The organism is Haemophilus parainfluenzae, from assembly GCF_003252755.1.
GTDB classification, from domain to species: Bacteria; Pseudomonadota; Gammaproteobacteria; order Enterobacterales; family Pasteurellaceae; genus Haemophilus_D; species Haemophilus_D parainfluenzae_N.
This window is the reverse complement of the sequence record NZ_QEPT01000001.1, coordinates 188,777-210,543: the sequence shown is the minus strand read 5'-3', so window position 1 is coordinate 210,543 and position 21,767 is coordinate 188,777. Positions and strand designations below refer to the sequence as shown.

Genomic DNA, 21,767 nt, shown 5'->3' with positions numbered 1-21,767 from the left:
GTTAAAACGAGTAAAAAATGAATAACTATTTATTAAAATGCGAAAATATCAATAAATTTTATCAAGAAGGTGAAAATCAAACGCAAGTGTTAAAAGGTGTTTCTTTTTCTATGGAACCCGCAGAGTTGGTTGCGATTGTAGGAAGCTCAGGTTCAGGGAAAAGTACTTTATTGCATACTTTAGGGGGACTTGATCAGCCAAGTAGCGGGGAAGTGTTTATTAATGGACAATCCTTACAAAAAACATCGGCTAATGAATTATCTGCTTTGCGTAATCGTTATTTAGGATTTGTGTATCAATTCCATCATTTAATGGCGGATTTTACCGCACTTGAAAATGTGATGATGCCGATGTTGATTGGTCATCAAAATAAAACAGAAGCGAAAGATCGTGCCGAAAAAATGCTAAGTGCGGTGGGATTAAGTCATCGCATTACTCACCGTCCATCAGCACTTTCGGGTGGTGAACGTCAACGTGTCGCGATTGCCCGTGCTTTAGTGAATAATCCATCATTAGTTTTAGCGGATGAGCCCACAGGGAATCTCGATCACAAGACTACAGAAAGCATTTTTGAACTCATTCAACAACTTAACCAAGAGCAAAATATCGCTTTTTTATTAGTCACTCACGACATGGGGCTTGCTGAAAAATTATCACGTCGTTTAGTCATGCAAGATGGTATTTTGAAGGAAGGTGTATAATGAATACGCCATTTTTTATTAGCTGGCGTTATCAACGTGGTAAGCAGAAAAATCCTTTAGTTGCGTTAATTTCAAAATTCTCTGCAATTGGTATCGCCCTTGGTGTAGCAGTGTTGATTGTGGGGTTAAGTGCCATGAATGGGTTTGAGCGTGAATTAAACTCGCGCATTTTGGCTGTCGTGCCGCATGTAGAAATTACAGTAAATCCACAGGGTAATGACCCCACATTAAATCATTGGCAGAAGTTAGCCGAACGTCTAAAAACGAACAAAAAAATTACCGCACTTTCACCTTTTGTGAGTTTTACTGCCTTAGTTGAAAATGGCAATAAACTTAAAGTTGTACAAGTGAAAGGGGTCGATAAACAAGCTGAAGATCAAGTGAGTTCTCTTAGTAAGTTTGTGGAAGGCGATGGCTGGCAAAAATTCGCAGAAGAAGGCGGATTGGTGCTGGGTTCAGGTATTGCCAAAGAATTAGATGTTAAAGCGGGCGATTGGGTGTCGTTATTAATCTCTCAACCAAATGACGAAGATCAAATGGCGCAACCTAATCGTGAGCGTGTTCAAGTGACCGCTATTTTACGTTTAGATGGTCAGTTAGACCATAGCTATGCCTTACTGGCATTACCTCAAGCACAAGAATTAATGGGGTATCGCGAAGATCAAATTACCGGTGTTGAATTGAAAGTGGATGATCCATTCAAAGTACAAGACATGGATTATTCGATGCTAAATGATTATCCTCAACTGCTTTATATCCAAAACTGGGTGGCAAAATTTGGCTATATGTATCGTGATATTCAGCTTATTCGTACGGTGATGTATATCGCTATGGTGCTTGTAATTGGGGTAGCATGTTTTAATATTGTTTCTACCTTAATTATGGCAGTAAAAGACAAGCAAGGTGATATTGCGATTATGCGAACCCTGGGGGCGAATAATGGCTTTATTAAACAGATCTTTATTTGGTATGGTTTGCTTGCAGGGATGAAAGGGTGTTTGATTGGTATTGTGTTAGGTGTCTTACTTGCACTGAATCTCACGCCGATTATTCAAGGCGTCGAGACATTACTCGGAAAGAAACTGTTATCAGATGGCATTTATTTCGTTGATTTCTTACCAAGTGAATTACATTGGTTTGATGTTGTATTAGTTCTCGTGGCGGCATTGGTATTGAGTTTACTCGCCAGTCTTTATCCAGCCAGTCGAGCCGCGAAGTTACAACCGGCTCAAGTGTTGAGTAATCATTAATAAAAAATCAGGGATTAAGTATTTAATCCCTGATTTTTTTATTGTTCAACCATTAATTATTATTGGTTTTCTTTATCTGTTTTTAATAAGCCAGATGAACCTTCGGAATAATCGCGTGGTGGTTCTTCTGATTTACTTTCTGATGAGGCGGTCACTAGCTGTTGAGTAAATAAACCTTTATTGGCAGGTTTATTACCGAGTAAAGCTTCAGAGGAAACCGCGTAATGACGATACAGTTTTTGATAATCACCAATTAAGGTTTTAAATAATTCTGCACTTTCTGCGAAATGTTTTTCAAGTTGTGCTTGTTTATCGCTTAATTGTGTTTTTACTTCTTTTAGTTCAGCTTCGGTTTGAACTTGTTTTTTAACAGACCCTTTTGTTAAACGTAATAACACATAGCCTAAGATTACGCCAACCACAAGCCCAATCACAGCGGCTTGCCATATTTCTGGTATCCATGATTGCATACATTACTCCTTCTTTTGAATTCAGTGTTTAGTGTAAAGGAAAACCGAAAAACTTTCTTTGCGGTTGATCACATTTTGAAAAAGCTGTGCTTACACGGCTGCAATAATAACGATTTCAACTTTCCAATCAGGATCCGCAAGTTTTGCTTCTACCGTTGCTCGGCTTGGTGGATTTTGGCTATCGACCCATTCATCCCATGCTTGGTTAAGTTGAGCATAGTCTGCCATATCTGCAAGGAAGATTTGCGTGGTAAGGATTTTGCTTTTTTCAGAACCAATTTCTGACAATAATTTATCGATCAGTGAAAGGACTTCTTTGGTTTGTTCGTAAGCATTTTCTTTAACTGTTTTTTTCGGTACTTGGCCGGCAAAATAGGCAGTATTGTTATGAATGACTACTTCAGAAAAGCGTTTGCTTGGTTGAATGCGTTGAATCGACATAATGGCTCCTTTTTGATGAAGATAATTCCATTCTAAAGGCGGTTTTAGACTTTGTAAATCAAGAAATTGTGGGATAAAATAACTGAGAATTTTTATCAACTAAAGAGAACTATGAAACTCCTGATTTCGAATCAATATGGCGCTATTGTGATGGCATTATTGCCTTTTGTTTACGGTATGTTATTAGCTTCACCTGTTTGGGCGCATTTCTTTTTGCTTTTAGCTTGGTTCACCATGTATTTGCTGAGTTACCCAATGCTTAGTCTCTTTAAAGGCAAAAATATGGCGGAATATAAAAAGTGGACCGTTATCTATGGTGTTGCAGCTTTTTTATTTGCGCTTCCTGCCATTTTTTATAATTGGCAAATTCTTTTCTTTATTGCCGCCATGTTTCCTTTTGTATTGGTGAGTATCTATTACACTAAGAAAAAAGATGAACGCAATCTTCTCAATGATTTAGCGGGTATTGCGATTTTTGCACTTGCAGGCATGGGATCCTATTATTTTTCTGACCGCACTTTTGACGAGAAAATTTGGTGGGTAGCACTGTATCCAAGTCTCTTTTTTATAGGCACGACGCTTTACGTCAAATCAATGATGCGTGAACGTAAAAATCCGCTTTATCTCAAAGCCTCTATTATTTTTCATGTGCTTTGCGTGCTTGGTTACTTGTTTACTCAACAATATGTCTTGTCACTTGCTTTTGTGCCGGCGTTAATTCGTGCGATTTATTTACCCACCAAGAAACTTTCCGTGAAGCAAGTCGGTCTAATAGAATTCGGAACATCCGCCATTTTTTTGATTATTTTATTGATAGCGACGTTATAAGATGAAGAAATTAGCCAAACTTTTAGTCCTCACCACGCTCACCTTAAGCAGTTCAGTATTTGCCATGAAAACCATTGATTTGGTCGATAAAGCGCAAATGACGGATCAGCAAAAAATGGATCAGGCACAAAAACTGGCTGAGAAACAAGATTGGAAAGCCGTTTTTGAAATTATGTATCCTCTTGCGCTGGAAGGTAATTTACAAGCGCAAAGTAATTTAGGGATGCTTTATAATTTAGGTCGCGGAGTGGATGAAAATAAAGAGTTGGCTTATTGGTGGTTTAGCGAAGCTGCTGAGCGAGGCAGCATTAAGGCTATCAATAATTTGGCAGTGATGTATTTCAACGGCAACAACTATGTGAAACAAGATACCGCTCAAGCGATTAAATTATTTGAAACCAGTGCGACAAAAGATCCTGATGCCATGCTTACATTAGGAGATATATATACCAATCAGAAAGAATTTACCAAAGCTTTTGAATGGTTTCAAAAGGCCGCAAATGCGGGTAGTAATGAAGGAAAATTCCGTTTAGCTCGTTTGTATGAAGAAGGGATTGGAACACAAGTCAACATTGGTTTGGCCAAATTGCTTTATTTGGAAATTATGAATACGGCGAAAAAGGATGAAATCAAAGAAATCGCCAGACAGCGATTACAACGTTTAAGCTTGTATTAAGAAAAAGTGCGGTTGATTTTAACCGCACTTTTTTTATTTCACCTCTGCACCTTTCAACCAGCGTCTGACCCAACTGCGGTTTGGCATCAAATTGTGAATCAGATCTTCGCTCATTGGTAAGGGCTCGCCATAAATTAAGGAAGCCAGTGTTTCACCCAAAAGTGGCGCAGAGGTTAATCCTCGTGAGCCTAATGCGCCGATTAAATAGAGGTTAGGGTAGTTTTCAGCTTGTTCTACTGGTTGTTTACGGCGTCGTAAATTAAACAAATTTTGATATTGTGTTTGCTGAGCAGAAAAATGAGGAACAGCCGCCATCATTGGGGTGAGATCACGTACTGAACAACGCACGCCGATTCGAGCAAGGTTACCCGATGTATCCACTTCTTTTGTCCACTCTTCAGGGATATTTTGCTGAATTTTTTGTTGGTTTTCTTGTTGTTCAGTTAGGCTAAATTCACGAGTCGCATTATCACGAACATGACTTGCGCCAATACAATGACTGGTTTTTGCTTGATCTGCTGGCGTAAGATAGCCGTCATAGCACAACACGGTTTTGAGTTTAAGCAAGTTTTCTGATGTCGGAATTTGGCTCACTTGTCCGCGGACAGGATAGAGTAGGAGTTTTTGTGTTTGCTCGAATTCCGTGAGTTTATGCCCATTTGCTAAAACAACCACTTCATGGCAGAAAGTTTCATTTTCAGCTGTGGTGATTTGCCAACCATTTTTTGTTTGAGAAAGTGCGGTTACTTTTTGTGATGTTTTAATCTGGACGCCTTGTTTCTCCAAAAAGGCAAATGCATGCTGAACTAACTGACGAGGGGCAAGCCAAGCGCCTTGAGGAATAAAACCACCACCAAAAGGTAACGGTAAACCTACTTTTTCGCTTAATTCAGTTTGGCTTAAGGACTGATATAAATCAGAAGGCAAATTCAGCTCAGCGATTTTATTTAATTTACTTTCTGTTTTCTCATTGTAAGCACAAAGCGCGACACCACAGAACTCATGTTCAAATTCGATTTTGTGCTGAATTGCCCATTGTAGGAATTGATGACCATAGGCAAAGGCATGAATATAAAAACGAATATTGCGATCGTTATCATCGCTCAGTTGCGGATAAAAAGCGCCTTGTTTATTGCCGGATGCATTGAGAGCGGTTTGCTCATCTTCGCAATAAATTGTGATTTTAGCCCCACGTTTAACCAATGAAATGGCTGTACAAAGCGAAGCAATTCCACCACCAATAATGGCAATATCTTGCTTGTTTAGATTGGCTGGCTGACTATGAAACCAGGGTGCTGAAAGTGCGGTCAGTTTTTCGTAAGTTTTTTGCCCAGAAAGACATTCTCGCTTTTTACCAAAGCCTTTTCGTTTCGTAATATTAAAGCCTGCATTTTCTAAGCCTTTTCTAACCGCACTTGCCGCAGTAAATGTCGCAAAGGTGCCTTGTGGTTTGGTAAAACGAAACATTTGCTGGTAAAGCTGCTCGTTCCACATATCGGGGTTTTTACTCGGGGCAAAACCATCTAAAAACCAGGCATCAATTTTATCATTCATATAATCGCCAAGCTGTGGCAGATTTTCAGCCACATCACCAAACCAAAGATCTAACGTGGTTTCATTAAAATGAAAACGGTAGCAACCCTGAATGGGATTAAGCCAATGCTGCTGTAACTGCTGAGCAAGGTGAGAAAATTGAGTGTAGGCTATATGGGCTTGTTGTAACGCATCGAGTGGCAAAGGGTATTTTTCAAAAGAGATAAAATAAAGGCGTTTTAAAGGTGAATCTGGATATTTCTGACGAAACTCACGGAATAGCGTGGTCACCGCAAAGAAATTTAATCCAGTGCCAAACCCAGTTTCAGTAATAACAAAGTGGACTTCTTGATAATTAACCCAGCGTTCCCACAACTGATTACCTTCTAAAAACACATAATGGGTTTCTGCTAAACCATCTTGATTAGAAAAATATACGTCATCGAATTTATCCGAAACAGGGGTATTCTCTTCGTTAAAATGAATTTTTGCGTGCTGAATGGTGAACATGTGTTAGCCCTTTTTTGCCTTATCAAACTCTTTTATAATAGCACGGAAATTTTGAGACGGTTAAAACTTAACTGGTCGAACAAATGAATTATTGCTTGCAATATTTTTATTTCATAGTAAATTGCGTTCAGCTAACAACTGTAAGTTGAATTAAATTTCCCCTAAATCATAAGGAATAAAGAATGAAAAGAGCTGTAATTACTGGTTTTGGTATTATTTCAAGTATCGGTAACAACAAAGAAGAAGTTTTGGCTTCATTAAAAGCAGGTAAATCTGGTATTGAAGTAGTGCCTGAGTTTGTTGAAATGAAAATGCGTAGCCATGTTGCGGGCACAATCAAACTTGATCCAAGCGAGCACATCGATCGTAAAGTATATCGTTTTATGGGTGATGCGGCAGCTTATGCATACCTTTCTATGCGTGAAGCGATTGAAGATTCAGGTTTAACAGAAGATCAAGTTTCAAATGATCGTACAGGTCTTGTAATCGGTGCAGGTACCGGTTCAGCGCACAACCAATTAGTCGCTTGTGATGCAGTGCGTGGTCCACGCGGTGTGAAAGCAATTGGTCCTTATGCAGTAACTAAAACCATGGCTTCAAGCGTATCAGCTTGTTTAGCAACCCCTTACAAAATCCGTGGTGTGAACTACTCAATCAGTTCCGCTTGTGCAACGTCTGCACACTGTATCGGTCACGCAGTTGAATTAATTCAATTGGGTAAACAAGATGTGGTTTTCGCGGGTGGTGCGGAAGAATTATCTTGGGAATGTGCAACTGAATTCGATGCAATGGGTGCGGTTTCAACTAAATACAATGATACCCCAGAAAAAGCGTCTCGTGCTTACGATGCAGACCGTGATGGTTTCGTTATCGCAGGTGGTGGTGCAGTTGTAGTGGTTGAAGAATTAGAACACGCATTAGCACGTGGCGCAAAAATCTACGCAGAAATCGTGGGCTACGGTGCAACCTCTGATGGTTACGACATGGTAGCACCAAGTGGTGAAGGTGCTGAGCGTTGTATGAAACAAGCAATGGCAACTGTGGATACCCCAATTGATTACATCAACGTACACGGTACATCAACACCGGTTGGTGATGTAAAAGAATTAGGTGCAATCAAAAATGTATTTGGTGACAAAATCCCTGCTATTTCTTCAACCAAATCAATGACCGGTCACTCTTTAGGTGCTGCCGGTGCACACGAAGCAATCTATACCTTATTAATGTTACACAATGACTTTATTGCACCAAGCATTAATATCGAAACATTAGACGAAGCGGCAGAAGGCTGCAATATCGTGACTGAAACAAAAGAAAATGCTGGTTTACAAACTGTAATGTCAAACAGCTTTGGTTTCGGTGGTACAAACGCAACTTTAGTGTTCAAACGCTATAACGGCTAATTAAAAAACTCATAAAATCTAACCGCACTTTGGGGCTTCCAAGTGCGGTTTTTTCTTATCATCAATTCTTTTCCTTCCACTCCTAAGAGAAAACAACATTTAAAATGTGATCTAGTTCAAATTTCTGAACAAAAGAATAAAATTTTTTTATTTTTATAAAACTCTATATAAAAATGCAATTCTCTTTATTTTTTTACTTTAATCTTTATTTAAAACTTTATTTTTTAATTTGTGTAGATTTTAATGCTTTTAAATTTGTTTTTTTAGACTTTTGCAATGCTAGACAAGTTATTTTCTTTCGGTATGATGTTTCCATTGTTTTGACAACGAATCGTAGTAATAAAAGTGCGGTCAGTTTTAGGAGTAGAATATGAAGAAATTATCCGGTGCGGAAATGGTGGTTCAGTCTTTGCGTGATGAAGGCGTTGAGTATTTATTTGGTTATCCAGGCGGTGCCGTATTGGATATTTATGATGCAATCCATACCCTTGGTGGGATTGAACATATTTTAGTCCGTCATGAGCAAGCTGCGGTACATATGGCTGATGGTTATGCACGAGCGACAGGTAAAGTAGGTTGTGTGCTAGTGACATCTGGTCCAGGTGCAACCAATGCGATTACGGGGATTTTGACCGCTTATACTGACTCGGTGCCAATGGTGATCATTTCAGGTCAGGTAATGAGTAGCTTAATCGGTCGTGACGCATTCCAAGAATGTGATATGGTGGGGATTTCTCGCCCAGTGGTTAAACACAGCTTTATCGTTAAAAAAGCAGAAGACATTCCGGGGATCTTGAAAAAAGCCTTTTATATTGCTTCAACAGGCCGTCCAGGTCCCGTTGTCGTAGATATTCCAAAAGATACGGTAAATCCAACTTTAAAATATCCTTACGAATATCCAAAATCTGTTGAGCTTCGTTCTTATAATCCAACGGTAAATGGTCACAAAGGTCAAATTAAGAAAGCGTTAAAAGCATTATTAGTGGCTAAAAAACCGGTTTTATTTGTGGGTGGTGGTGCAATTGCGGCAGGCTGTCATGAAGAATTAACACAATTCGCACAACGTTTAAATTTACCGGTTACCTCTTCATTAATGGGTTTAGGTGTGTATCCAAGTACCGATAAACAATTCTTAGGTATGCTTGGGATGCACGGGACTTATGAAGCCAATACAGCCATGCATGAAAGTGATTTAATCCTTGGTGTTGGGGTGCGTTTTGATGACCGTACCACTAACAACTTAGATAAATATTGCCCGAATGCAAAAGTGATTCAGATTGATATTGACCCAACCTCTATTTCTAAAAACGTCCCTGTTGCGATTCCAATTGTAGGTAACGCTAAAAATGTATTGGATGAGTTCTTAAGCTTATTAGGTGAAGAAATTGGTTCGCGTCCTCAAAACCAATTAGAAGATTGGTGGAAACAAATTGATGAATGGAAAGTGAAAAAATGCTTGGATTTCGACCGCACTTCAGGTGTCATCAAACCACAGCAAGTGATGGAAGCCGTGTATCGCATTACAAAAGGTCAAGCTTATGTGGCATCGGATGTAGGCCAACACCAAATGTTTGCCGCATTACATTATCCGTTTGATTTACCACGCCGTTGGATCAATTCAGGTGGTGCAGGTACCATGGGTTTCGGTTTACCGGCTGCATTAGGGGTAAAACTTGCGCATCCTGAAGCTACAGTGGTTTGTGTAACGGGCGATGGCAGTATTCAAATGAATATCCAAGAGCTTTCAACAGCGACACAATATGGTATTCCTGTTGTGGTGATTTGTTTGAACAACCACTTCTTAGGCATGGTAAAACAATGGCAAGATTTGATTTACTCTGGCCGCCATTCTCAAACTTATATGAATTCTTTACCGGATTTCGTGAAGTTAGCCGAATCTTATGGTCACGTGGGGATTCAAATTTCGACACCAGATGAATTAGAAAGCAAATTACAAGAAGCCTTCAGCATTAAAAATAAATTGGTCTTTGTTGATATTAACGTTGATGAAACCGAACACGTTTACCCAATGCAAGTTCGCGGCGGGGCGATGAATGAGATGATTTTAAGCAAACCACAAGAGGAGAACGAATAATGCGTAGAATTTTATCTGTTTTATTAGAAAATGAATCCGGTGCATTATCTCGAGTGGTCGGCTTATTTTCCCAACGTGCATTTAACATTGAAAGCTTAACCGTAGCACCTACGGACGATCCAACCCTTTCTCGTATGACGATTGAAGCGGTAGGAGATGAGCAAGTGCTTGAGCAAATTGAAAAGCAACTTCACAAATTAGTGGACGTGTTTAAAGTCATCAATTTGAGTGAACATGATCACGTAGAGCGTGAAGTGTTATTAGTGAAAGTGCGAGCAACGGGTTCATCACGTGATGAATTAAAACGTTTAGCCGACATCTTCCGTGGTCAGATTGTGGATATAACAACAAAATCTTACACTATTCAATTAACGGGTACAAAAGACAAATTAGATGCTTTTGTTGAGGCTGTGAAAGAAGAAAGTACATTACTTGAGATTGTTCGTTCAGGGTTAATCAGTCTTTCTCGTGGAGAGAAGAATATTCTTTAATGATCTCGAAAGTGCGGTTAAAAATGACCGCACATTTTTTAAATGCAAAAAAGGAAGTCATAATGGACTTCCTTTTTGTTTATTCTAAATGAATGTTAAGCTTCTGATTTATTGGTTAATGCGATATATAAGCAAACAACAAAGGAAGGTATTGTAGAAAGAGTTGAAAAATAAAGAAAGTTTATTTTTTTGAAATTGTGAGCGGGATCAATTAATTGATATTAGTAACTTTTAAATCCATCTTCCCAAATGCAATTCCACAATATCAACTAAATGTCGAAGGAATGTGGTGTCTTGGTCGTTGTGGAAACGGTCTGTGTCTCGAGATTTGAAGAGTAAAAGTGCGGTTGGTTTTTGCGGTGTTCCACCTAAACGGCAAATCGCCACAGAGCCGATAGGGAGCTCTTCAGGAAGGAACATCAGGGCTTTTTCTTTATTGGAGAGATCGCCTAAATAGAATTGGCGTAAGCCCATACGCTCTAAGCGAATGAGTTCAAAGGCTTTTCTGTCTAACCAATGTTGTTCAGGAATAGTGCTATTTTTTTTCCAGCTGTCTGTAAAAAGTAAGATTTTGGCACCTTCTAGCTCATAACCTTTTGCCCATTCATCTAACTTTTCATTGATGACGATAAAGTCTTCTGTTTGAAATAGTTTTTTCTGCAAAGGCAGAAGAGCAAAGAAGATATCCGCTTCTTGATGAGCAAGCAGATGAAATTTTTCGAGGAGTTGAGTAAGCGTTTTGATTTGTTCTCGTTGCTGAGCAAGTTGTGCTTCGACTAATGAAATTGTCCCTTCTTCATGGCTATGTGGAATGGTAAGCTGTTGAAGTAGTTCAGGACGATGGATAAAAAAATCAGGGTGATTTTTTAGGTAGTCAGCAATATCTTGTTCAGTCATCAAAAACTCCTTAAAAAATAACCGCACTTGGCTGTGCCAAAGTGCGGTTTATTTTTATGCTATTTTAGGCCGTAAATGGATCGCGTAAAATCATAGTTTGTACACGATCTGGACCTGTTGAAAGGATAGCCACTGGTACGCCAGTTACTTCTTCGATACGTTTGATGTAATCACGGCAAGTTTGCGGTAATTTATTTACATCAGTCACACCAAAGGTGTTTTCTTTCCAACCAGGTAAGGTCTCGTAAATTGGCTCTACGCCTTCCCAATCTTTTGCTGCTAATGGTGCATATTCAACGATTTCGCCATTTGGCATTTTGTAAGCTGTACAGATTTTCACTTCATCAAAGCCATCTAATACGTCTAATTTGGTCATGCAGAAACCAGAAATTGAGTTAAGCTGAATCGCACGGCGAATCGCTACAGCATCAAACCAACCACAACGACGTGGACGACCAGTTACTGCACCAAATTCGTTACCTTTACGGGCAATTTCAGCACCGGTTTCATCGAATAATTCTGTGGTGAATGGACCGCCACCAACGCGTGTACAGTATGCTTTGATGATACCTAACACATAATCAAGGTTACGAGGACCGAAACCAGAACCAGTTGCTACGCCGCCTGCTGTGGTGTTCGAACTGGTTACATACGGATAGGTTCCGTGGTCGATATCAAGCATGGTGCCTTGTGCACCTTCGAATAGGATGTTGTCACCATTTTTACGAGCGGTGTCTAAGATGGTTGTGATATCTGCCACCATGCCAGTAATAATATCGGCTACTGCGAATACATCATTTAATGTTTTTTGATAATCAACAGGTTCTACTTTGTAGTAGTTCACCAATTGGAAATTATAGTATTCAAGGATATTTTTTAATTTTTCAGCAAAGGCTTCGCGATTGAATAAATCGCCCACACGTAAACCACGACGAGCGACTTTATCTTCATAAGCTGGACCGATACCACGACCGGTTGTACCAATAGCTTTTTTACCTAATGCGGCTTCACGCGCGTGATCCATTGCAACGTGATAAGGTAGGATTAATGGACAAGCTTCTGAAATTAATAAACGTTCACGTACTTTTACGCCACGGCTTTCTAATTCGCCCATTTCTTGCATTAATGCAGCAGGAGAAAGCACGACGCCATTACCGATTAAACAGGTCACGTTATCACGTAAAATACCTGATGGAATTAAGCGTAATACGGTTTTTTCACCATTAATAATTAAAGTGTGACCTGCGTTGTGACCACCTTGGTAACGCACCACATATTTAACGCGATCTGTTAATAAATCAACGATCTTGCCTTTCCCTTCATCGCCCCACTGAGCGCCAAGAACAACAACACTTTTTCCCATAATTTCCGCCTTAAGTTTGCGTAAGTTTATAAATCAGACAAACGACTACTTTACTCTTTTTTAGCCGTAATCTCAAATTTTAAACGTAAAAAAGTGCGGTTATTTTTAACCGCACTTTTAGTAAATTTTTTATTCAAACAACGATTTATGTAATGAACGAACCACGTCATCTGCTTTGTCGCTCATTGCGAGCATACAAATGTTATTGGTGCTTGCGCCATAGCTAATCATGCGAATATTATAGCCTTCAAGAGTATCAAAAATACGTTTTGCCACACCTGAAGCAAGGTGTAAATCATTTCCAATTAATGCGACAAGAGATAAGCCTGTATCAACTTTCACAGTGCAGTATTGACTTAATTCTTCTAATAATTCCGGAGAAAGTAATTCTACACCAGATGACGCTGAGCCCGTTTTATCTAAGGTTAATGCAATGCTTACTTCAGAGGTTGTGATCGTATCCACAGAAATTTTATATTTCGCTAAGATAGTGAATACATTCGCTAGGAAGCCTTGTGCATGTAGCATACTGAGACTTGAAAGCGTTAGTAGGGTTTGATCGCGACGTAATGCAATTGCACGGAATGTTGGGCGAGGTTGTGGATCTCGTGTTACCCAAGTACCACCAGCTTCAGGTGCTTTACTTGAACCCACATAAACAGGGATATTACTACGCACAGCAGGAAGCAATGTCGCAGGGTGTAATACTTTCGCCCCAAAGGTTGCCATTTCGGCTGCTTCAGCAAAGCTCATGGTATCAATACGTTGTGCATTTGGTACGATACGTGGGTCAGTCGTATAAATACCCGCTACATCAGTCCAAATTAAGACATCTTTTGCGTTTAATACTTCTGCTAAAAGTGCAGCAGAGTAGTCGCTACCACCACGGCCTAAAGTAGTCGTTTTACCGCCTGGTTCACGCCCGATAAAGCCTTGAGTTATAACTAATTCACCTCGATCGATTAATGGTTTTAATAAATTATCACAGTTCGCTTGAGTTTGTGCATCATCTGGTGCGGCTTTACCAAAGTTATCATTAGTTGCCACTAAAGTACGTACATCAACCCAGGTTGCAGATGTCTGTAATTCTCTTAATACTTCAATGAAAATTTGCGTTGACATCATTTCACCATGACTAATGAGCTCATCAGTTAAAGCAAGTGATGTCGCAAGGCTAGCGGCTTCAGAAAGTGCGGTAATATTTTCTAAGTATTTTTCAATGGCAGGGCGAACACGGCTGTCGTCTTTTAATTCATTTAAAATATTTTCTTGAATTTGGCGGACTTCACCAATTAATTTTGCGCGTTCTTCAGCTTCTACGCCATTGGCTAAGGCAACTAATAAGTTTGTTACACCAGCAGAGGCAGAAAGCACGACAACGCGAGTATTAGGATCTGCAATAACGATTTTGGCACAAGCTTGCATAGCGGAATAGTTAGCGACGGATGTACCACCAAATTTTGCTACCGATAAATGAGACATACGATAATCCTCTAAAATGAAAAAGTAAGATGTTGTGTTTTATGATGGCTATTAGAAATAGCGATTTAAGTAAAAATTGTCAAATAAATATGATAAAAAATCGTATAAAAATCTTTTTATTTAGATCTTTTTTGATTAAACAGGGTAAAAATTAAAGAATAATTAACTATTCAGTAGGCATTGGCAGCGGTTCAGGTGTGCCAAGAAAGTAAGGTTTTACCCCGATAATTAAGTCTAATACAGCTTTTACGCGAGCAAACATTTCGCGGACACGTGTCCCAAAATAAACTTCTGGCTGTTTTGCGGTGAAACAAATGGCATCAATATCGTAATGTTTAGCAATAAGCAGCGCGCGTTCACAATGGAATTTTTGACTGATGATCGTAAAGGAAGGAACTTGGAAAACTTTATTTGCTCGCACAACAGAGTCTAAGGTGCGGAATCCTGCAAAATCTTTAAACATGACGCTTTCAGACACGCCCATTTTACGTAGATCCAAAAACATGGTACGTGGTTCGTTGTATTGAATAGTGCGGTTATCGCCACTTAGCAGTAGATAATCGACTTTATCTTGATCGATTAAGAGTTTTGATGCCTCTAAGCGATAGTCATAATATTTATTGGTTTTTCCTTTGGCGACATATTTGGATGTACCGAGTACTAGTGCATAGTGGCGATGTGGGAGTGTTTCAATGTCTTCATATACGCGATCCTGTACATAGAAACTCACGGCACGATCAATTATGAAACAACTTATTAATGCAACCAAAGAGAACCCCAAGACATAGCTAAGGAGCTTTTTTAAAGGAAGGCTTAACGGACCTAAGAGTGCGGTCATTTTTGATAGCATTTGAGAGAGTAGTTGCATCTAACCAACATACTTAAAAATTAAAGTAAGTTCAAGTGCAATTTATCTAGGAAATGGATAGAATAAAATTTGGCCGTCTAAACGGCTAAAATTTCTTGACAAAAAAAATAAGCTGTTGATAATTGGCGAATCACCAATTTAAAAGGTTATTATTTCAATGGCTGTGCAAAATGCCGTGCTTTTTCAAGACAATCCCCTCCAATTAATATTGGGTGGGCAGCTTTCGCCTATTAATGTCGCGTATCAAACTTACGGTACTTTAAATGCAGATAAAAGCAATGCTGTATTGATTTGTCATGCCTTAACAGGAGATGCTGAACCTTATTTTTATGAACCGAATAAAGATGGTTGGTGGCAAAATTTTATGGGGGATGGTCTCGCATTTGATACATCTAAATACTTTTTTATTTGTTCAAATGTATTAGGCGGGTGTAAAGGAACCACGGGACCAAGCTCAATTAATCCCACTACGGGAAAACCTTATGGCAGTCAGTTCCCGAATATTATTGTTCAAGATATTATTAAAGTACAAAAAGCGTTACTTGACTATCTTGGCATAGCGCATTTAAAAGCAATAGTGGGTGGCTCTTTTGGCGGTATGCAAGCCACACAATGGGCAATTGATTATCCGGATTTTATGGATAACATTGTGAACCTTTGCTCTTCAATTTTCTTCAGTGCAGAAGCCATTGGGTTTAATCATGTGATGCGTCAGGCTGTCATTAATGATCCGAATTTTAATAATGGCGATTATTATGAAGGGACACCGCCTAATCAAGGTCTTTCTATTGCTCGTATGTTGGGAATGTTAACTTATCGGACAGATGTGCAGTTAGCTAAGGCATTTGGACGAGCGACTAAATCTGAAAGACAATTTTGGGGTGATCACTTCCAAGTGGAATCCTATTTGAGTTATCAAGGTAAAAAATTCTTAGAGCGCTTTGATGCCAACACCTATTTGCATTTATTGCGAGCTCTCGATCTGTATGATCCTAGCGTAGGGTATACGGATGTAAAAAAAGCCTTATCTCGAATTAAAGCCTGCTATACATTGGTTTCAGTGACAACAGATCAACTATTTAAATCCATTGATTTGCATAAAAGTAAACAGCTTTTAGAGCAAGCTGGCGTGGATTTAAGATTCTACGAGTTCCCATCGGATTATGGTCACGATGCATTTTTAGTGGACTATACAGCGTTTGAAAATAAAATCCGAAGTGGATTAGAAGGCGAGTTTGAATAAGAACAATAGAAAAGGCGGAAATCTCCGCCTTTTTTGATCTTTATAGATGGCTCACGAAACGTGATAAATCTTTTGGTTTACAGTCTCTTTCTAATTTTTCAGCCGCTGTACCAATTTGTAATAAGGCAACGATCTTATCATTTTTGTCACAACCAAATGCTTCACGTAATTCACGTCCCTCAACGAGAGGACCAGTTGCCCAAAAACTTTCAAAACCAAGAGCATTACCCGTAAGTTGAATCGCATAAGTTGCAGCACCTGCAGTAAGCATTTGTTCCCAACCCGGTACTTTTTTCACTTCATGATTAATTTTAGCAATCACTGCAATGACCATCGGCGCACGGCGTGCAAAATTCTCTGCTTTTTTTAATCGCTCTTCACCTAAATCAAATTCAGTCACCGCTGCTTTGAGTAAGCTTTCCAATTTACTTAAACCTGTGCCTTGGATTACTACAAAATGATAAGGTTCAAGTTTACCATGATCAGGAGCATGTAAAGCGGCTTGAAACATTTGTTCTAATTGCACTTGGCTAGGTGCAGGCGCGGTTAATTTTTTATTCGATTTGCGTTGTGTTAAAAGGGTTAATGCATCCATAGTATTTTCCTTCTTCTAGTTAAGTGCGGTTGATTATAGCATAGTTTTTCATAGGACTTTATGATAGGCTACGCACAATTTTTATTTCTGTTCTAAAGGTTTAATTTCGCATGAATGTCATCTTAAGCGTATTGAAATTTTGTTGTAAAGCGCTCAATTTTATCCGAAATCTTGTGATAAATTTTGTGTTCTTACTGTTTGTTTTAGCATTGATTGTGCTTGTCAGCCTTTTTAGTGATGGTAAGAAAAGTCAAGTTTTATCGGGCGATCAAGGCGCATTATATTTAAATTTAACAGGCTATCTTGCAGATAACACGGAAGATATGCTGAGTTGGCAAGAGGAATTTCAACGTTTAAATAATGAAAAGGTTTCGTATAAATATTCCACGTTTGATGTGGTACAAAGTATTTTATCTGCGAAAGATGATGAACGAATTCGTGGTTTAGTACTGAATTTAAATGACTTTGAAGGGGGCGATCTTCCATCATTAGAGTATGTAGGAAAAGCGATTCAAAGTTTTAAAGAGTCAGAAAAGCCAGTTATTGCTTATGCCGATAATTACACGCAGGCACAATATTTCCTTGCGAGTTTTGCGGATGACATTTATCTCAGTACGATTGGGCAAGTCGGTATTCAAGGTTTGCGTCAGGAAAATCTTTACTTTAAATCTATGCTCGAAAAACTTGAAATCACACCTCATATTTTCCGTGTAGGGACTTATAAGTCCGCGGTAGAACCGTTCTTGCGTGATGATATGTCGCCAGAAGCAAAAGCGAACATGGAAAAATGGCTTGGTGGCATGTGGCAGAATTATATGCAAACATTAATGATTAATCGCCATATTACAGCCAATGATGTGTTGCCGAGTGCACAAAAATATATTAGCGATTTAAAAGCATTAAAAGGTGATGAAACGGCTTATGTGAAGAAACGTCAGTTAGTGACGCAGTTTGCAACAAGATTGGATTTAGATAAAAAATTGACCGCACTTTTTGGTCAAGGTGAAGAGGGCAAAGCCAAATTAGTGGATTTTGAAGATTATTTATCTGATTTAGGCGATCGTTTTTCTGTGGATCCAAATGAAAAAAATATCGTTGCGGTAGTGAATGTCGAAGGGACCATTATTGATGGTGAAAGCGATGAAGAATCAGCTGGTGGCGATACCATCGCGAAGTTATTAAGACAGGCCTACGATAACGAGAAAGTGAAGGCGGTTGTTCTGCGCGTTAACTCACCGGGAGGCAGTGCGTTTGCCTCTGAAATTATTCGCCAAGAAACTGAAAACCTTCAGAAAGCAGGTAAACCTGTTGTGGTATCCATGGGGGGCATGGCAGCCTCTGGCGGTTATTGGATTTCTTCAACTGCCGACTATATCGTGGCAGATAAAAATACGATTACGGGTTCAATCGGGATTTTTGCATTATTCCCAACCTTTGAAAATACAATCAAAAAAATGGGAATGAGTACTGATGGCGTAGCGACAACGGATCTCGCGGAAACGTCAGCTTTAAGTTCATTGGGTAAAAATACACAGGATATTTATCAACTTAGTATCGAAAATGGTTATGATCGTTTCCTAGAGGTGGTAAGCCGTGGTCGTCAATTATCAAAAGATAAAGTGGATAAAATTGCTCAGGGCCAAGTTTGGTTAGGGCAAGATGCACAGAAAAATGGCTTAGTGGATGAATTAGGCGATATTGATGTAGCCATTGATAAAGTGGCCGCACTAGTCAATCAACATCCTGATAAATACATGGATAATTTTAGTGTGCAATGGTTGGTGGATGAAGATAATAGTTTCTTTGCTAAATTAGATCGCAAGCTTAAACAAAAAGGTCAAGCGTTACTGATAAATTGGTTGGGACTGCCACAGGAAGTGTATCAAGTGAAAAAACAACTGAATGTGTTAAGTCAATTTAATGATCCAAAAGGGCAGTATTTATATTGTTTAAATTGTGGTTCAGTTAAGTAATTCGTAAAGTATAAAAAAGGGCGGAATGTAATTTCCGCCCTTTATTTTTATCCAATTAGTTTATTTTTCATTTTTGATATTGGAGAAAATATTTGCCAAAATTGGACCCGATACATTGTGCCAGAAACTAAATAAAGCACTTGGTACTGCGGCAATTGGGTTGAAATGAGCGGCTGCCAGTGCAGCACCTAAACCTGAGTTTTGCATGCCTACTTCAATTGCCACCGCTTTGCTATCTGCAGTATTAAGTTTAAATAATTTCGCTGCAAAGTAACCAATTAAATAGCCTAAGCAGTTATGTAAAACCACTACGCTGAAAATTAATAGGCCTGATTCTACGATTTTATCTTTACTTACTGCTACAACAGCCGCCAAGATTAAGACAATAGAAATAACAGAGACTAATGGCATAGTTTGGCTTGCTTGCTCCACCTGTTTTTTGAAGAGCGCACGAACAACTAAACCTAAGAAAATTGGGAACAATACCATTTTTAATACAGACATAAACATCGCGCCGGCATCAATATCTAACCATTGACTTGCTAATACATAGAAAATAGCAGGGGTTAATACTGGTGAAAGTAAGGTTGAGATTGTCGTACAAGCAACAGAAAGCGCGGTGTTACCTTTCGCTAAATAAGTCATTACGTTTGATGACGTACCACCCGGGCAAGAACCTACAAGAATCACACCAACCGCTAAATCAGCTGGCAAATCAAAGGCTTTTGCTAATCCAAATGCGATGGCCGGCATAATGATAAATTGACCTGCAACACCAATGAATACCGATTTAGGATGTTTAGCTACTTCACTGAAATCAGCAAAAGTTAAGGTAATTCCCATGCCAAACATCACCAAACCTAAAAGGTAAGGAATGTAGGGGGCAAAAATTTTGAATTGCTCAGGGAAGAGAAAGGCGAGAAGAGCAAAAACAATCGCCCATAATGCGAAAGTTTTGCTCACAAAGTTAGTGAGTTTTAATAACGCTTGCATAGTTGCTTTCCTATTTTGTTAAAAAGAATGAAAAGAGCGGTCAATTTTAAAGACGTTTTTTTGAGATGTCTATGCCTAACTTGTTTGACAGAGAATTAGGAAGTCGTTGTTTGCCAAGCATTTTCATCAAGCAATTGACCAAAATGGCTTTCTACAAGTAGGCGAGTAATATTATTTTGAGGATTGGTAAAGATCTCTCTCGGAGTGCCAGACTCGATAATCTCACCTTCATCCATTACTAAAACTTGATCGGCTATATGTTTGATAATGCCTAAATTTTGTCCAACATAAATATAGGAAATGCCTAAATGTTCTTGTAAATCTAAAATCAGATTAAGCAATTGAATACGCACAGAGGCATCTAATGTACTCAATGCATCATCAATAATAATGATCTCAGGTTGAAGAATCAGCGCACGAGCTAAGGCGATACGCTGTTTTTGACTGACCGAAAGGTGTTTAATTTTCAGATTCGTATAATCAGGATAAAGCCCTACCAATGAGAGCGTTTCAAAGATCTTTTCATTGCGAGCCTCTTCATCCCAATCGGTAATTAATCGTAGTGGTGCATCTAAGGCTTGTCCAATATTTAAACGCGGGTTAAACGCTGAATTCGCATCTTGGAAAACCATTCGAATATGCTGTGCGCGATAGTGAAAATCTTCGAATTGTAATGGTAAATCATTAAATAAGATTTTTCCTGAAGCAGGGGGAGTTATCCCTGCGATCATTTTTACTAAGGTCGATTTACCCGAACCATTTTTACCGATAATCGCAAGCGTTTCTTTACGGTTAAGCGTAAAGCTGACGTCTTTTACCGCATAAAATTGCTCAAAACCAAAAAGTTTTGCGGGTTCATCAAAGGTTTTACTGAGATTTTCCACTTGTAATAATGGCATTATTCGTTTCCTTTTGATTCGGTATTTAGCGTAAGCGGTGAAGTTGCAATTTTATCTTTAAACTGCCGTTCTCGAAGATTAATCGGATGATGGCAGGAAAACTCATGCTGTTTAATGCGATATCGGCTTGGCTTTTGAATACATTCACGCTGAGCAAAAGGGCAGCGAGGTCCTAAACGACAGCCAATCGGCATTTGTTCTAAAATCGGCACAGTGCCTTCTAATGTCCCTAATTTGCTTTTAAAACCTAAAGGGCGACTAAAATCGGGAACAGAGTAAAGCAATGCTTGTGTATAAGGATGATGAGGCATTTCTAATATTTGGTCGGTCGGCCCAGACTCTGTATTTTGCCCACAATAAAGAACGGAAATGCTATCACACCATTCACTGATACTTTTAAGATCGTTACTGGCTAATAAAATTGTTGTACCTTGGTTTTGGTTCATACTTGAAAGCAAACGGAAAATTTGCAATGCCGTAATGGACTCCAAAGAATTAGTGGGTTCATCCGCAATTAATAATCGAGGTTGATTCGCCACTGCTACGGCAATCATCACTTTTTGGCCTTCACCTTCAGTGAGCTCATTAGGATAACTCGCCATAATATCTTGGTGGTCTTTAATTCCTACACGGTGCAGTAATTCAATCGCACGACGTTTTTTCCAACCAAACCACTGCCACCAACGGCCTTTAAAGGTCCAGTTTGGAATACTTTGAATAAGCTGTTTACCAATTTTTCGACTTGGATCAAGACAGCTTAATGGGTTTTGGAATATCATTGAAATTTCTTTTCCAACGATTTTTCGACGTTGATTCGGTGTCAGTTTAAGCAATTCAACATCATTAAAACGAAAACGGTCAGCGGTGACAATCCAGTTATCTTTAATGGAATTACTGATTACTTTAGCGATTAAACTTTTACCTGAACCTGATTCACCGACGAGCCCTAGAATTTCCCCTTCATTAAGCGAAAGATTGACGCCGTCCACAATTTTCATGCGACCGTTTGGTGTTTGAATTTCAATATTAAGATTGCGAATATCTAACAGCGCCATG

20 protein-coding genes are annotated in these 21,767 nt (G+C 39.1%); 9 read left to right on the top strand and 11 right to left on the bottom strand.

The features are described 5' to 3' along the window. Positions 1-17 precede the first annotated feature (17 nt). Both lolD and lolE read left to right on the top strand, forming a co-directional pair. Complete coding sequence (gene lolD, locus DPV95_RS00965) at positions 18-701, top strand: lipoprotein-releasing ABC transporter ATP-binding protein LolD (protein ID WP_005695869.1); 684 nt, start codon at positions 18-20, stop codon at positions 699-701. After that, positions 701-1,951, top strand: a complete 1,251-nt coding sequence (gene lolE / locus DPV95_RS00960; protein ID WP_111406467.1) for a lipoprotein-releasing ABC transporter permease subunit LolE — start codon at positions 701-703, stop codon at positions 1,949-1,951. Before lolD ends, lolE begins: the two co-directional genes overlap by 1 nt. Before the next feature lie 59 nt (positions 1,952-2,010). Here the strand turns inward: lolE and DPV95_RS00955 are convergent, their stop codons facing one another. Continuing rightward, entirely contained in the window at positions 2,011-2,421 is a 411-nt protein-coding gene (locus DPV95_RS00955) for a Z-ring associated ZapG family protein (RefSeq protein ID WP_111406466.1), read from the bottom strand. A 90-nt stretch (positions 2,422-2,511) separates the two neighbouring features. Then, positions 2,512-2,862 carry a RidA family protein gene (locus DPV95_RS00950; protein WP_111406465.1) on the bottom strand — a complete coding sequence of 117 codons (351 nt, stop codon included), beginning with the start codon at positions 2,860-2,862 and terminating at the stop codon, positions 2,512-2,514. A 111-nt stretch (positions 2,863-2,973) separates the two neighbouring features. Between DPV95_RS00950 and DPV95_RS00945 the strand changes: the two genes are divergently transcribed. Then, positions 2,974-3,690: a YwiC-like family protein gene (locus tag DPV95_RS00945; protein WP_111406464.1), complete on the top strand. Its 717-nt coding sequence runs from the start codon at positions 2,974-2,976 to the stop codon at positions 3,688-3,690. Position 3,691: 1 nt separating this feature from the next. After that, positions 3,692-4,366, top strand: coding sequence for a tetratricopeptide repeat protein (locus DPV95_RS00940; protein ID WP_111328117.1), 675 nt, complete (start codon positions 3,692-3,694; stop codon positions 4,364-4,366). A gap of 33 nt (positions 4,367-4,399) precedes the next feature. On the opposite strand, the gene mnmC is transcribed toward DPV95_RS00940, so the two are convergent. Next, positions 4,400-6,409 carry a bifunctional tRNA (5-methylaminomethyl-2-thiouridine)(34)-methyltransferase MnmC2/FAD-dependent 5-carboxymethylaminomethyl-2-thiouridine(34) oxidoreductase MnmC1 gene (gene mnmC / locus DPV95_RS00935; protein WP_111406463.1) on the bottom strand — a complete coding sequence of 670 codons (2,010 nt, stop codon included), beginning with the start codon at positions 6,407-6,409 and terminating at the stop codon, positions 4,400-4,402. 182 nt (positions 6,410-6,591) lie between these two features. Between mnmC and fabB the strand changes: the two genes are divergently transcribed. From fabB to ilvN, 3 genes are all read left to right on the top strand, one after another. Further along, positions 6,592-7,812 (top strand): beta-ketoacyl-ACP synthase I, encoded by a 1,221-nt coding sequence (fabB, locus tag DPV95_RS00930; protein ID WP_111406462.1) that lies wholly within the window; start codon positions 6,592-6,594, stop codon positions 7,810-7,812. Between the two features lie 370 nt (positions 7,813-8,182). After that, positions 8,183-9,907: an acetolactate synthase 3 large subunit gene (locus DPV95_RS00925; RefSeq protein WP_111406461.1), complete on the top strand. Its 1,725-nt coding sequence runs from the start codon at positions 8,183-8,185 to the stop codon at positions 9,905-9,907. Continuing rightward, a complete protein-coding gene (gene ilvN / locus DPV95_RS00920; protein WP_111406460.1) occupies positions 9,907-10,398 on the top strand; it encodes an acetolactate synthase small subunit in 492 nt (163 codons plus the stop codon). The genes DPV95_RS00925 and ilvN overlap by 1 nt, the downstream gene beginning before the upstream one ends. Before the next feature lie 231 nt (positions 10,399-10,629). On the opposite strand, the gene DPV95_RS00915 is transcribed toward ilvN, so the two are convergent. The 4 genes from DPV95_RS00915 to DPV95_RS00900 form a co-directional block, all read right to left on the bottom strand. Beyond that, positions 10,630-11,295 carry a DUF484 family protein gene (locus DPV95_RS00915; RefSeq protein ID WP_111406459.1) on the bottom strand — a complete coding sequence of 222 codons (666 nt, stop codon included), beginning with the start codon at positions 11,293-11,295 and terminating at the stop codon, positions 10,630-10,632. A gap of 64 nt (positions 11,296-11,359) precedes the next feature. Next, a complete protein-coding gene (gene purA / locus DPV95_RS00910; RefSeq protein ID WP_111406458.1) occupies positions 11,360-12,658 on the bottom strand; it encodes an adenylosuccinate synthase in 1,299 nt (432 codons plus the stop codon). Positions 12,659-12,787: 129 nt separating this feature from the next. Beyond that, complete coding sequence (lysC, locus tag DPV95_RS00905) at positions 12,788-14,140, bottom strand: lysine-sensitive aspartokinase 3 (protein WP_111406457.1); 1,353 nt, start codon at positions 14,138-14,140, stop codon at positions 12,788-12,790. A 166-nt stretch (positions 14,141-14,306) separates the two neighbouring features. Beyond that, a complete protein-coding gene (locus DPV95_RS00900; RefSeq protein WP_111406456.1) occupies positions 14,307-15,008 on the bottom strand; it encodes a SanA/YdcF family protein in 702 nt (233 codons plus the stop codon). Between the two features lie 157 nt (positions 15,009-15,165). On the opposite strand from DPV95_RS00900, the gene metX reads away from it, so the two are divergent. Further along, the gene (gene metX / locus DPV95_RS00895) at positions 15,166-16,251 is read left to right on the top strand and encodes a homoserine O-acetyltransferase MetX (RefSeq protein ID WP_111406455.1); all 1,086 of its coding nucleotides are present in this window, start codon (positions 15,166-15,168) and stop codon (positions 16,249-16,251) included. A 40-nt stretch (positions 16,252-16,291) separates the two neighbouring features. On the opposite strand, the gene DPV95_RS00890 is transcribed toward metX, so the two are convergent. Then, the gene (locus DPV95_RS00890; protein ID WP_049367510.1) at positions 16,292-16,846 is read right to left on the bottom strand and encodes a nitroreductase family protein; all 555 of its coding nucleotides are present in this window, start codon (positions 16,844-16,846) and stop codon (positions 16,292-16,294) included. Positions 16,847-16,956: 110 nt separating this feature from the next. Here DPV95_RS00890 and sppA point away from each other — a divergent pair, with 110 nt between their 5' ends. Continuing rightward, positions 16,957-18,819: a signal peptide peptidase SppA gene (gene sppA, locus DPV95_RS00885; RefSeq protein WP_111406454.1), complete on the top strand. Its 1,863-nt coding sequence runs from the start codon at positions 16,957-16,959 to the stop codon at positions 18,817-18,819. A gap of 60 nt (positions 18,820-18,879) precedes the next feature. Here sppA and DPV95_RS00880 read toward each other — a convergent pair whose 3' ends face one another. The 3 genes from DPV95_RS00880 to DPV95_RS00870 all read right to left on the bottom strand — a co-directional run bounded on the left by DPV95_RS00880 (position 18,880) and on the right by DPV95_RS00870 (position 21,766). After that, the gene (locus DPV95_RS00880) at positions 18,880-19,812 is read right to left on the bottom strand and encodes a bile acid:sodium symporter family protein (protein ID WP_049365906.1); all 933 of its coding nucleotides are present in this window, start codon (positions 19,810-19,812) and stop codon (positions 18,880-18,882) included. A 95-nt stretch (positions 19,813-19,907) separates the two neighbouring features. Then, a complete protein-coding gene (locus DPV95_RS00875) occupies positions 19,908-20,711 on the bottom strand; it encodes a peptide ABC transporter ATP-binding protein (protein ID WP_065243706.1) in 804 nt (267 codons plus the stop codon). Then, positions 20,711-21,766, bottom strand: a complete 1,056-nt coding sequence (locus DPV95_RS00870; RefSeq protein ID WP_049365904.1) for a peptide ABC transporter ATP-binding protein — start codon at positions 21,764-21,766, stop codon at positions 20,711-20,713. Before DPV95_RS00870 ends, DPV95_RS00875 begins: the two co-directional genes overlap by 1 nt. Position 21,767: the final 1 nt, after the last annotated feature.